Annotated in this window: 10 protein-coding genes; 6 read left to right on the forward strand and 4 right to left on the reverse strand. The window is 41.0% G+C overall.

The annotated features are described in order from the left end of the window. Position 1: 1 nt before the first annotated feature. Positions 2 to 397 carry an HIT family protein gene (locus U0R10_RS00075; protein ID WP_377981636.1) on the forward strand — a complete coding sequence of 132 codons (396 nt, stop codon included), beginning with the start codon at positions 2 to 4 and terminating at the stop codon, positions 395 to 397. Here U0R10_RS00075 and U0R10_RS00080 read toward each other — a convergent pair. Next, positions 389 to 1414 carry an NAD(P)H-dependent glycerol-3-phosphate dehydrogenase gene (locus tag U0R10_RS00080; RefSeq protein ID WP_377981637.1) on the reverse strand — a complete coding sequence of 342 codons (1026 nt, stop codon included), beginning with the start codon at positions 1412 to 1414 and terminating at the stop codon, positions 389 to 391. The two genes, U0R10_RS00075 and U0R10_RS00080, sit on opposite strands and share 9 nt — an antisense overlap. A gap of 98 nt (positions 1415 to 1512) precedes the next feature. Here U0R10_RS00080 and U0R10_RS00085 point away from each other — a divergent pair, with 98 nt between their 5' ends. Then, complete coding sequence (locus U0R10_RS00085) at positions 1513 to 4206, forward strand: glycoside hydrolase family 2 protein (RefSeq protein WP_377981638.1); 2694 nt, start codon at positions 1513 to 1515, stop codon at positions 4204 to 4206. A gap of 67 nt (positions 4207 to 4273) precedes the next feature. Here the strand turns inward: U0R10_RS00085 and U0R10_RS00090 are convergent, their stop codons facing one another. Together U0R10_RS00090 and U0R10_RS00095 are read right to left on the reverse strand one after the other, a co-directional pair. Then, complete coding sequence (locus U0R10_RS00090) at positions 4274 to 4732, reverse strand: DUF1569 domain-containing protein (protein WP_377981639.1); 459 nt, start codon at positions 4730 to 4732, stop codon at positions 4274 to 4276. 72 nt (positions 4733 to 4804) lie between these two features. Then, entirely contained in the window at positions 4805 to 6991 is a 2187-nt protein-coding gene (locus U0R10_RS00095; protein ID WP_377981640.1) for a glycosyl hydrolase family 28 protein, read from the reverse strand. A 171-nt stretch (positions 6992 to 7162) separates the two neighbouring features. Between U0R10_RS00095 and U0R10_RS00100 the strand changes: the two genes are divergently transcribed. The 4 genes from U0R10_RS00100 to U0R10_RS00115 are packed head-to-tail and all read left to right on the forward strand — an operon-like array spanning position 7163 to position 11577. Further along, a complete protein-coding gene (locus U0R10_RS00100) occupies positions 7163 to 8461 on the forward strand; it encodes a hypothetical protein (protein WP_377981641.1) in 1299 nt (432 codons plus the stop codon). Between the two features lie 10 nt (positions 8462 to 8471). After that, positions 8472 to 9875 (forward strand): DUF6175 family protein, encoded by a 1404-nt coding sequence (locus U0R10_RS00105; RefSeq protein ID WP_377981642.1) that lies wholly within the window; start codon positions 8472 to 8474, stop codon positions 9873 to 9875. Between the two features lie 14 nt (positions 9876 to 9889). After that, the gene (locus U0R10_RS00110) at positions 9890 to 11011 is read left to right on the forward strand and encodes a hypothetical protein (RefSeq protein ID WP_377981643.1); all 1122 of its coding nucleotides are present in this window, start codon (positions 9890 to 9892) and stop codon (positions 11009 to 11011) included. 14 nt (positions 11012 to 11025) lie between these two features. After that, positions 11026 to 11577 (forward strand): hypothetical protein, encoded by a 552-nt coding sequence (locus tag U0R10_RS00115; RefSeq protein ID WP_377981644.1) that lies wholly within the window; start codon positions 11026 to 11028, stop codon positions 11575 to 11577. On the opposite strand, the gene U0R10_RS00120 is transcribed toward U0R10_RS00115, so the two are convergent. Next, positions 11574 to 12533, reverse strand: a complete 960-nt coding sequence (locus U0R10_RS00120) for an AAA family ATPase (RefSeq protein WP_377981645.1) — start codon at positions 12531 to 12533, stop codon at positions 11574 to 11576. The two genes, U0R10_RS00115 and U0R10_RS00120, sit on opposite strands and share 4 nt — an antisense overlap. Positions 12534 to 12576: the final 43 nt, after the last annotated feature.

The following is a 12576-nucleotide window of genomic DNA, read 5'->3' on the forward strand; positions in this document are numbered from 1 at the left end:
TATGGCGACGATATTTACCAAAATTGTGAATCGAGAAATTCCGTGTCATTTGATCGCGGAGGATGATCGTTTTATGGCATTTTTAGACGTGATGCCCTTAGTCGAAGGACATGTGTTGGTTATTCCCAAGCAGGAGGTAGATTATATCTTTGATTTGGAGCCTGAATTGCTTGGAGACTTGATGAAATTTGCGCAAAAAGTTGCACCAGCTATCAAAAAGGCGATTCCATGTAAACGGGTAGGTGTGGCTGTTATTGGCCTAGAAGTCCCACATGCGCATGTGCATTTGGTGCCGATGAATCGTATGTTGGACATTAATTTTTCGCAAGAAAAGTTGAAACCTTCGCAAGAATCTTTGGCATCAACGGCGGCATTAATTAAGTCCTTCTTACTTTAAGAATCCTTTTAACTTATTCATTTCCACCTGTGGATTTGCCTTCTCATACACGATGTTGTAGACAGCCTCGATGATGGGAAGGTGAATTTGGTGCTGACGGGAAATCGAATAAATACTGCGAACGGCATAATACCCTTCTGCGATCATGTTCATTTCAATCTGCGCAGATTTAACGGAATATCCTTTACCTATCATGTTTCCAAACGTACGGTTACGGGAAAATTGGGAATAAGCCGTCACTAATAAGTCCCCAAGATATCCAGAGCTATTTAAGTCGCGTTTAGCTTCGGGGTAGACCACATCTAAGAAAATCTTAATTTCTTGCATGGCGTTACTGACAAGAACCGCCTGAAAGTTGTCGCCAAATCCCAAGCCACGGGTAATTCCGCAAGCGATCGCAATGATGTTTTTGATAACCGCGCAATATTCAACGCCATAGAGATCTTCGATGGCATGAGCTTGCAAAAATCGACTGTTCAGTAAATTCGAAAAGGATTGCGCAACTGCCAAAGAAGGCGATGCAATAGTCAAATACGACTGTTTTTCGAGTGCGACCTCCTCAGCGTGACATGGGCCGGCAATCACACAGGTTTGGCTGATGGGCACATTGAATGCTTTTTCCATCCAGTCTGTGACCAACAAATTTTCTTCTGGAATCATGCCCTTAATTGCGGACACAATTTTCTTTCCTTCGAAGTGTTTTTGGTTTAAATCTTTTAAGGTGGCTGGAATAAATGCAGCGGGTACAGCTAAAATGATATATTCAACACCTGCTAAGGCGTCAGACATTTTACTGTATGTTTTTACTTTGCGGGGGTTGATGGCTACATCTGTAAGGTAGCTTGGGTTGTGGTTGTATTTTCGGATAAAGTCAACGTCCGATTTCCGACGGATCCACCACTTAATTTTGACCTGGTTTTCAGATAAAATTTTAACAAGTGCTGTTGCCCAACTACCTCCTCCGATTACAGCTATTTGTGTAGGGATCTTCTTTTTTAATTCTTCTAATTGACTCATGGCCGTAAAATTACCTATTAAATTAAAAATTAGCTGAAACAATCAGAAAATTTGCCAAATTTGTTTCGCGCAATTTACCCTTGTGTAAATCTAAACCTATGAAAAAACTATTGATACTCCTATTAATGGGGGCTAACTCCTTTGTATTTGCACAAAAAACAACTCAACCCCTTCCGGAACATCCGAGGCCTGATTTAATGCGGTCACAGTGGTTGAATTTAAATGGTCCCTGGGATTTTACCTTTGATTCCACCTTCGTTATTCCATCCAAATTTGCACATAAAATTCAGGTTCCTTTCCCTTGGGGATCGAAGCTTTCTGGTGTAAAGGATGAAGCCGATGTGGCATGGTATCACCGGACATTCCAAGTGCCTGCTGTTTGGGGTTCCAAGCGTGTGTTTTTGAACATTGGAGCTTCTGATTGGCATACGTCTGTGTATGTAAATGGCAAATTTGTTGGCGAGCATAAAGGCGGATATACGCCGTTTGATTTTGATGTCACGTCATTTTTGAAAGCAGGTATTCAATCAGTCGACATTCGTGTGGATGATAAGCGGCGGATGTTTACCTTATATGGGAAGCAGGGGTATGGGAATGCGCGGGGGCTTTGGCAGACGGTCTATTTGGATGCGCGGGGATCGGATTACATTGACCATTATGCGGTGTACCCGGATATTGACAAGGGTTCTGTTCGGATCAAAACCTATTTAGGGGGTGTGGCGTCAAAAGATGCCGTTTTACAAGTTAGACTTGCCAATGGGCAGTCGGCAAGCATGCCTGTGAAGAAAGGTGCAGCTGTTGCGGAGCTTACGTTGAAATTGGCAAAACCACGTTTATGGTCACTAGAAGATCCATATTTATATGATTTGTCGCTGCGTTTGGGGGATGATCAGGTGAAAGGATATTTCGGATTTCGGAAGATTTCGGTGACGCCTTTGCCGGGTTCTAAGATTCCTTACATTGCCTTAAACAATAAGCCGGTGTATTTGCAATTGGCGCTTGACCAAAGCTATCATGCTGATGGATTTTATACGTTTCCTTCGGATGCATTTATGAAAGATGAAATCATTCGCAGCAAGCGAATCGGGTTAAATGGGATTCGAACGCACATCAAGGTGGACATCCCACGCAAGTTATATTGGGCAGATAAGTTGGGTTTATTGGTGATGTCGGACGTTCCTAATTCCTGGGGTGAGCCGGATGCCGATATGCGTCAGGAGACAGAATATACCTTGCATGAGATGTTGAAGCGCGACTTTAATCATCCGGCGATTTTTTCTTGGATAACGTTTAATGAGACTTGGGGTTTGTTTACTCGGGTCGACAAGAAATCTGTTTATACCCCGGAAACCCAAAAGTGGGTGGCTTCAGTTTATCGTTTGGCAAAATCCTTAGATCCGACACGCCTAGTGGAAGATAATTCGATTTGTTGTGGTCGGGGGCATACGGAGACGGATATTCATTCATGGCATGCGTATCAGGCGGGTTATGAGTGGGATCAAGTTATGGATGATCAATCTAAAAATGTATTTCCGGGGAGTCAGTGGAATTTTGAAAAGGGCTATGTGCAAGGGGCACAGCCGATGATCAATTCGGAGTTTGGGAATGTGTGGGGGTATCAGGGAAGTACGGGTGATGTGGATTATACCTTTGATTATCATAAGGCGATGAATTCGTTTCGGAATCATCCGAAGATGGCTGGTTGGTTGTATACGGAACATCATGATGTGATTAATGAGTGGAATGGCTATTATAAATTTGATCGGACGGAGAAGGAAACAGGGTTGGGCGCAATTGTGCCGGGGATGACATTGAAGGATTTGCATGGGCCGTTTTATGTTTCGACGGGTCAGGAAATAACTTGGGCTGGAAAGGCTGGCCAAACCATTAAGATTCCGCTTCATCTGTCATCCATGACGAATTTGTCAGGTGGGCTGCGTTTGAAAATTTCGTTTGCTGGTGTGACGGCATGGGGAGAAAAGCAAACGCATTGGACGAAGGATTTGCCATTAAAGTTTGCTCCTTGGGATGTTCGGGCGTTGGATTCTTTGTCTGTGGTTTTGCCAAAAGATAAATCAGTCAATACACTCAGCTTCATTTTGATGGATCCTGCGGGAAAAGTGTTACATCGGAATTTTGGTCATATTATCGTTGAGGAAGGAAATGTAAAGCCGTCGAATCCCAAAATGGAATTAGTTTCCGTTCCTGTGGAGCGGTATAGTGCTTCGCAATGGCCGGAAAAGCAATGGACTGGAGTTTTGGGCCAAAAGGTAAACGGGGCAGGTGCCGGTTACTTTGAATATGAATTCCCGATATCGGGAAGTGATATTACGGAGGTTCGATTTATGGTGGAGGCTTCCTCTAAGCCGATTTTAGGAAAAGATCGACCTGATGGTGGTAAAATGGATGGAGATTATATGTTGGGTAAAGGCACCTTTGATCCCAGTGTTAATCCGAATGCCTATCCGCAGACGGATGTGTATCCATCCTCTTCCTCGATGCGTGTTTCGGCTAATGGAGTTGTGGCGTTAGAGACGGTTTTAGCGGATGATCCTGCTGATCACCAAGGAGTGCTTTCGTGGCATTATCAGGCGCGGAATAAAAAATTAGATGAGGCGGGAACCTATGGGTATATCGTTCAAGGTGTGATTCCTCCAGCTGCTTGGCAAGCCGCTTTGAAAGCTGGAAAATTAGTGCTTCGATTTGAGTCTACGCGTGGAGGTTTGGCGCTATATGGTGATCAAGCTGGGCGCTTTGTAACGGATCCAAGTATTTTGATTTTACGCAAGTAAAAATATCAGTTACTTGAAGTTTTTCCCCCTTACCTTTGCCAAACCTTGGAGGATTGGCAAAGGTAGGCTAAACACCAAATTGTTGGAGGTGGTGATCCAAGTGTTTGTACAATAGATTATTCCATTCGGTCGCAGTGAGTTTCCCTAAACTTAACGAAGGAGTTCTAGCTAATTTTTTGGCGCCCATTTCTTGAATGGTTTTGATTAAGTCTTTTAATCTTTCCTTTTCTATAGCTACATCATATTGCTCTGTTCGAATAAAGCTCGGAGCGGTAGGTGAATTTTGTTTGTACGGAACTTCATTGACCATGGATTTTTTGAGAAATAAATTCAAAATAATGCGCATCAGCAAAGGTGGTTGGAGCGTATTTAATCCCAAAATTTGCTCATATGGAACGGCACAATGTGAAAGCATTTGGCCAACAGTCATTTTGCCCCAAAGCCCTTGACTTTGAGCATTCAGTTGGTCTATTCTGCGAAACAATTCCTCAGTTGTAGATGAAAGATAAATGGATGGATAGGCCATAAAATTATCAATTAGTTGAACTATATTCCTCCTACCTTTGCCAAACCTTGGAGGATTGGCAAAGGTAAGGGGTTAATTATTTTTCCAGTTTTTCACATGAAATAACTCCGATTTTTTCGCTCCAGTCTCCGTGAATTTTGCTTGTTTCAAGACAATATCCCGCGCCTCAATTACCCGATACCCTTGGACACTTTCAATATCTAAATTGCTAAGTTGAATATGGTGAATGGGCATTTCGGGTAGGCCGCGAATCAACAATCCAGTTTCGGCTCCTTTGGCAACCACATTTTCAACGAAAATATGTCTAAACTGTGGCGTTCCTTCATTGACAGGTAACAATTCAATTTTAGGGGCCTCACCTCCATCGCCAAAAGTAGCCACCGGATCTTTCCCTTGATAATACATATCAAATAGAATCGCCTCGCCCGCTATATTTTTCATTGAAATGTCCCGAATGAATACGTTTTCTACGACACCGCCCCGTCCGCGTGCGGTCTTAAATCGCAATCCCACATCCGTTCCTAAAAACTGACAGTTCCTTACATACAAGTCATGAACACCTCCCGACATCTCACTTCCGACCACCACTCCACCATGACCATGGAAAACAACACAATTCTCAATCATGATATGCGCACTTGGCCGACCGCGTTTACGACCTTCCTCATCTTTGCCAGATTTTAGACAAATTCCATCATCACCCACATCGAAACGTGAATTACGCACCGTCACATATTCACAGGATTCGATATCAATTCCATCGCCATTCTGTGCATACCACGGGTTTTTTACTGAGATATTTTCAACGGTTACATGCTTGCAAAGCAGTGGGTGAATATTCCAAGCTGGTGAATTTTGAAACGCTACACCTTCCAATAACACTTGTTCACATTCCCGTAAACTGATCATATTTGGCCGGACAAATTCCTTAATTTCCTCCGTATTTGCCTCCGTAAACCCTGCCGCGACGACACCTGGGCGATCCATCGTAGACGCTTTTAGCGCCCCAGCCGTTGGGTACCAGGTTTCTTTTTTCGAATCCAATACTCCTCCCGAACGAACCAAATTATCCCATTCTCCCGCTGTCATTTTCCCTTTCTTGACCGGTCTCCACGCTTCCCCCGCACCATCAATAATTCCCTGACCCGTTATGGCAATATTCCGAGCACCCAAAGCTGAAATAGGAGATTGAGCCCTGATGGCATCTACACCCTCCCAATTTGTGCGCACTAACGGGTAATCTTTTGGATTATCACTAAACTGCAAAACTGCACCTTGCGCCAAATGCAAATTCACATTCGATAAGATTGTTATCGGCCCACTGATCCAGAATCCAGTAGGAATTAAGACAACCCCACCGCCTTGTTGGTTTGCAGTTTGAATCGCTTGTTGAATCGCACCCGTGTTCAACACCCCTACCGCGCGCTTAGCTCCATATTGTACAATATTAAATGTATCTCTTTTAAATGCTGTCGTTGCCACGGCAGGTAATTCGAATTCATATTTTTCGCTGAAAGCTGATTTACGTAAGAAGCTTTTCAAATGCTCTGTTGAATTGGCTAAAGCCTCTGCCACCAGATTTGCCATGCGCGTCGCACCATAGGGCGAGAAATGTGTATCATCCGCCACTCCTTTCATGAATTTCTTAAATATGCCTACCGGATAATGCAAGAATATTTTTTTCGCGCCTTCAGGCCCCTCTTGCTGGATAATCAATTTGCTCGCCTTCTCTACATCAATCAACATCACTTTTTCCTGCGCCGCTACTTCGCGAATAACTGCCGGATAATCAGCATGTTGATCGACAAAAACACCGGTTGAATCAAACTTGCGTCGTTGCGTTGGCGTTAATAAAATTGGAGTAGCACCTGATGCGCGCGTCTCCTTCACATAGCGAATCAGATTGGCACGAAAATCTGTCTGAGCTGGGGCATACCGAGACGTATCACTTACTTTGGCATCATTATGCCCAAACTGAATGAACACATAATCGCCTTTTTTTAATTGAGCTTGTACTTTCGACCAGCGACCTTCGCGGCGGAAGCTTTTGGTGCTCCGACCGTTAAACGCATGATTTTGCACTTCTACTGCCTCATTGAATAATTTCGCAAATGGCATACCCCAGCCAGTCTCGGGAAAGTCCGCAGGAATCTTATCGGCCATCGTGGAATCGCCAATCAAAAATATGCGAAGTGGTTCAGGTAAGGCGAAGCTGAATAATAAAAAGGTAGAAATTAGTAGTATAAATTGGTTTTTCATAGGAGTTATTTTAGCTATAAAGACCTTTAAATTGAATTTATACTAAAATTGCTAAATCAACCGAAAAGAGACCACTTGGTAATTGTGCGACCGTTAGATAAATAAATATAATCGAAATCATTTTAAATATTAATTTTTGCCGAATTATTAATAATAAGACCCTCAATTAGAATGAAAAAATTTTACTACTTAATCTTAGCATTCGTATGTTTTGCGACGCTAAATGCAAATTCGCAAGATGCGAAACCTACTTATCGTAGAAGTTCATTACACATTGTTCTGATGGAATCAGAATCCTTCCCTCAAAAGGACCTTGTTATGAAATCTTGGAATGGATACCCATTTCCTGACAAGTACAATAATCACATTCTGCCCAATTTGAAAACAATGAATCCAGCAGCAATTCAAGTTACTGATGGCGATCGAGCTGCGGCTGGTCAGGAGAAGCCATCTGAGCTAGGCGGTGCTTTAAATGGGGCAATGGCTGGGGCATCTTCAGGAATAGTTGATAATGATGCAGATATGCCATCTAAAATTTACAAGTTTGCTAAAGAAAAGCAACTTGCAAAGCAATTAGTTGCAAAATGGTTTAACCGTAATGCTGCAGGTAAATTTAATGTTGATCTTGTTGGAGAAAGAGGAATTTATGATGCCTCTGAATTAGAAAAAGCAAAAGCAGCAGGACAAGTTAAAGGTAGCCGAGCATTGGAAGACGCAGGCGCTGACTTGATTCCCAATACATTTGTTGTATTTTCAAAATTAAACTTTGTAGAAAATGAGCCAGTTGCAAAAGCTGCACTACTTTTAGCATTAACGGAAACTGCGAAAATTTCGATTCCATTTGCTCGACAAAAAGCTGAGCAACTTGCACAAGCGGCTTATGAGAAAGCTAAAGTTGGGTACAGTGTTTGGACGAAGACTTGGTTATATAAATTAAAATGGGACAAGTCTATCGAAGACAAGTTTTATAATGAGCATTGGTCTAATTCTGCAGCATTTGATGCATCAAATGATTATGAACTCGAGTTTGTAGGTAAAGAATCTGCAACGAGTTTAGTTACTTTTTCATTAAAGGAAGAACGGACGGAAGAGCAAATTATAAATTTGGCCACAGTTAGAAACGTTGACAATGTATTTGCAAAAATGCAGAAGGTATATGACGTATTTAAACCTAAAATCCAAGTATCTAGTGTAAATCCAATTACAGCTAGTATAGGAATGAAAGAAGGTCTAGAAGGTGGTGAAAAATTTGAAGCCTTGGAAATTGTCCAAAATCCTGATACTGGTATGACGGAGTATAAGTCGGTTGGTAAGGTAACTGTTGATAAGAAATTGGTTTGGGATAATCGTTATTCTGGGGGTGAAAAATCTACAGATCCAGCGACTACAGAGGCACAAGCTTTAGGCAAAACAACTTTTGAGGGATCAAAGAAGATTCAAGTAGGAATGTTACTGCGTCAAATTAAATAATTTACTAACAATGAAAATAGGTAATGTATTATATTTAGCAACTTTAGGTATATTGATTTCAATATCTACCGTTTTTGCACAAGGCCAACGTAAGGCTGACAAGGACACGGAAAATTGGCGATACGAAATTGAAGCAGTTGGTGTCGGCACACAAGGGACCTATCAAATTAAAGTTTGGTCCTATTCAAAAGTTGCAGAAACTGCCATTGAGCAGTCAAAAAAGAATGCAATACATGGTGTAATTTTCAAAGGATTTGCTCCCATAGATCGAGTACCAGGCCAAAAAGCCTTGGTACTCGACTCTAATGTAGAGCTAGAGAAAGGAGATTATTTTGAATCCTTTTTTGAGAATGGTGGTCGTTACATGAAATTTGTTTCTTTGGTTGATAATGGAGAAATAGGGCCAGGTGATAGGATCAAAATTGGTAAGGAATTTAAAATAGGTGTTGTTGTATCTGTGAACATTGAGGATCTTCGAAAGGAATTGGAAAAGGATAATATTATTAAATCCTTGTCAAATGCAATTACTGGAAAAAAGCCTTCAATTATGGTAGTTCCTAAAGACCAGTGGTGCCTGGAGCACAACTTTACTTCAAATTTTGACAATCAAGGTAAGATGGTAGTTGTACCTGATTATAAGCGTGCACTTCAAACAAGTTCTGAGCTAGGTTTAGTGATTACTAAAATCAATGAATTGATGACATCGCGTGGTTTCCCTTTAGTAAATCTTGAAACTATGTTGAAAAAGTTGGAAAATGACGCTGCTTCGGAAGCGATGACTACGCTGAAGGATGGTGGAGAACTCAGTGAATCACCTACGGATAAGTTAAAGAAAACCGCTAAAGCAGATATTATCATTGATTTGGGGTGGACAGTAAATAATCCGCAAGGCCCTCGCAGATCTATTACATTTACATTGGCTGGTAATGATTCATTTTCAGGTAAACAAATTGCAGGTGCATCAGGTACTGGCCAGCAAACTTTTACATCTGAGATTTCAGTTTTATTGGAAGAAGCAATTTTGTCCTATTTAGATCGATTCAATGTACAATTGTTAGATCACTTTACAAGTGTTGAAACAAAAGGTCGTGAAATGTCACTTAAGGTTCGCAAATCAAGCAACTTTGATAAGGATCTTGAGTCTGAATTTGATGGGAAAGAATTACTAGAAATCATTGAAGACTGGGTACGCGAGAATTCAGTTCAAGGGAATTTTAGTCTTGATGACCAATCAGAAAATATGATGAATTTTTCTCAAGTAATGGTTCCTGTCGTGGATGCAAAAAATAGAAAATTGGATGCATATGCTTGGGGACAAGGGCTAAGAAAAATGTTAAAGGATAAATATGCTTTGGAATGTAAATTAGTTACTAAAGGATTAGGCGAAGCATTGATTACTTTAGGCAGCAAATGAGAAATACCAAACATATGAAACGAATTTTATTCATCCTATTGATGTCAATAGTAATTTATCATTCTAGTTTTGCTCAAAATAATCTTGGGAAATCAGATGATGTTGCGCGGATTGTATTATCAACATATATCCCTGATCAGGTGGAGGGTCTAACTGATATTGCTCGTTCGAATCTCGAAAACAAGATTAATCAAATTGCAACGAAGCAAGGGGTTGGAGGAAATGCTATCGATAAGCGGTTTATTATATCTGCGGCAGTGAATGTTATATCCAAAGAAATCACCACTACTGCTCCTCCGATGCATTCTTATGCGATTGATGTAAACTTTTTTGTCGGCGATGGTATTGCTGGAACGAAATTTTCTGGTACAAATGTCACTTTGAAAGGTGTCGGCGAAACTGAATCTAAGGCTTATGTTTCCGCTCTACGAAATTTGAAGACAGATGACCCCAAATATACTCAAATGATTGAGCAAGGCAAAAATAAGATCATCGAGTATTATAATTCAAGATGTGATTTTATCATAAAAGGAGCTCAAACAAAAGCCAAAATGCGTGATTTTGATGCTGCATTAGCAGAACTTGTTGCTATTCCTGAAGTATGTAAAGATTGTTACATGAAATCCATGGACGAGGCAGCTACAATTTATCGTGAGAAATTAGAATTGGAGTGTCAGCAAAATATCACAAATGCCAATGTTTTAATTGCCAAAAATGATTGGCAAGGTGCTGCAGATTATTTGGTCAATTATACTCCTGATATGAAATGCTACACTGAGGTAGGTTTAATCTTAAAAAAGATTTCCAATCATCTTTGTGCTGAGAATTTGGGAAAAGCTCGTGCTGCATGGGCTAACCGAAATGCGGAGGAAGCTTCTGCCTATTTGGGTGCAATTTCTTCTGATTCTGAATGTGCAGCTGATGCGGCGACTCTATCTGCTCAGGTCGCAACCAAACTAGATATACGTGAAAAGAAAGAAGAGGAGCGCCAATTAAGGGTAGAAGAATCCAATAAACTGGCCGCAACACGATCTTACAATTTGCAAAAATCGCAGATAAAGGCGATTCGCGACATTGGTGTTGCTTATGGAAATCATCAGCCCAAAATTGTTTATCGTGTCTATCGTTATTGGTAATAAATTATGGAATTATGAAAATGAATACACTTTTTTCTATTTTGTTTTTTTTGGGGTCATGCTTTCTATTGCAAGCTCAGGGCTATGAAGAAGATGTCAATAGGCTTTCTACTCGAGAAAGAATTTATTTTGGAGGAGGATTGACGGGATTAAGTATCGGAAGTATCGGTTCAGGAAGCACTTCATTTAGTATTGGTCTTGGTCCTCAGTTGGGATATTTGTTGACAAATTCATCAGTAGTTGGTTTGGGAGCAAATTATCAGTACAATTCTTTTGGGAGTAGCTCGATTAGTTTGCTTGGGGGAAGTGTCTTCGCTAAGCAATATTTACCTGTTTTTAATGAAAGAATTGGAGAATTATATTTACACTTTCAAATTGATAAGTATTCAGCTATTAGTAATGTTAGTTTTGGGCAAAAATACAGCACTCCAATATTATTAGGAATCGGTCGTGGTAGTCGCATTGGTCCTAATATCTCAATTTTGTATGACTTGAATTATTCCGTTGGTGATTTATCTCCACACGGACGAGCATTGGTGGTACAACTTGGAGGATTATTTTTTTAGCGATTAATTGCCACCGAACTCAAGATTGTTTGAATGATTTGTAAACTCGTGATGTTATCCGCCTCTGCCTCGTAAGTCAAAATAATCCGGTGATTTAACACATCCGGCGTCATTTCCTTGATGTCTTCTGGCAATACATAATCACGTCCTGCGAGGTAGGCCATCACTTTAGCAGCTAAGTTTAAATGAATACTCGCACGCGGCGAAGCGCCAAATTGAATGTAATCTGCCTCTTTCGTTAGCCCATAATCCGCCGGATTTCGCGTCGCGAAAATCAACTCAATGATGTATTTTTCCAAGGTCTCCGAAATCGTAATTTGATTGATCTCTTTTCGAATTGCCTGAATATCTGATAAAGTTAAAATCGCCTTGGGCTCATACTGGAAATCCATGTTAGACATCTTCCGCATCACCTCCAGTTCCTGTTCTTTATCCAAATAATTAAGGAAAACCTTCATCATAAAGCGGTCAACTTGTGCTTCAGGCAAAGGGAAAGTTCCTTCTTGCTCCACGGGGTTTTGGGTAGCTAGAACCAGAAAGGGCTTGTCTAACAGGTAAGTAGTTTCACCAATCGTAACCTGCTTTTCAGCCATGGCTTCTAATAAGGCCGACTGCACTTTTGCGGGTGCCCGGTTTATTTCATCCGCTAAAATAATCTGAGCAAAAATAGGCCCCTTTTTGACTTCAAACTCATTTTTTAGCGGATTGTAAATCATCGTACCCACTAAATCTGAAGGAAGTAAATCCGGAGTAAATTGAATTCGCTGAAAATGTAAATCTAATATTTTAGCTAATGTATTGATTGTTAGCGTTTTGGCTAGACCAGGGACACCTTCTAAGAGTACGTGTCCACCCGTAAATAGACCCACAAGGAGGCGGTTTATGAGGCGTTCCTGCCCAACAACCACTTTACCCATTTCGTCAATAACCGCTTGAATTTTTTCTCTTGGTGTCATGTTGCCATTCGTTTAAACGCTCAATCTTTGCCTAAATCATTTA

The organism is Aquirufa avitistagni, assembly GCF_042715545.1.
Lineage (GTDB): Bacteria > Bacteroidota > Bacteroidia > Cytophagales > Spirosomataceae > Aquirufa > Aquirufa avitistagni.

What these genes read in the sequence shown, in the direction of transcription:
- U0R10_RS00075 (WP_377981636.1), top strand. Translation starts at nt 2, where the DNA reads ATGGCGACGATATTTACCAAAATTGTGAATCGAGAAATTCCGTGTCAT.
- U0R10_RS00080 (WP_377981637.1), bottom strand. Translation starts at nt 1,414, where the DNA reads ATGAGTCAATTAGAAGAATTAAAAAAGAAGATCCCTACACAAATAGCT.
- U0R10_RS00085 (WP_377981638.1), top strand. Translation starts at nt 1,513, where the DNA reads ATGAAAAAACTATTGATACTCCTATTAATGGGGGCTAACTCCTTTGTA.
- U0R10_RS00090 (WP_377981639.1), bottom strand. Translation starts at nt 4,732, where the DNA reads ATGGCCTATCCATCCATTTATCTTTCATCTACAACTGAGGAATTGTTT.
- U0R10_RS00095 (WP_377981640.1), bottom strand. Translation starts at nt 6,991, where the DNA reads ATGAAAAACCAATTTATACTACTAATTTCTACCTTTTTATTATTCAGC.
- U0R10_RS00100 (WP_377981641.1), top strand. Translation starts at nt 7,163, where the DNA reads ATGAAAAAATTTTACTACTTAATCTTAGCATTCGTATGTTTTGCGACG.
- U0R10_RS00105 (WP_377981642.1), top strand. Translation starts at nt 8,472, where the DNA reads ATGAAAATAGGTAATGTATTATATTTAGCAACTTTAGGTATATTGATT.
- U0R10_RS00110 (WP_377981643.1), top strand. Translation starts at nt 9,890, where the DNA reads ATGAAACGAATTTTATTCATCCTATTGATGTCAATAGTAATTTATCAT.
- U0R10_RS00115 (WP_377981644.1), top strand. Translation starts at nt 11,026, where the DNA reads ATGAAAATGAATACACTTTTTTCTATTTTGTTTTTTTTGGGGTCATGC.
- U0R10_RS00120 (WP_377981645.1), bottom strand. Translation starts at nt 12,533, where the DNA reads ATGACACCAAGAGAAAAAATTCAAGCGGTTATTGACGAAATGGGTAAA.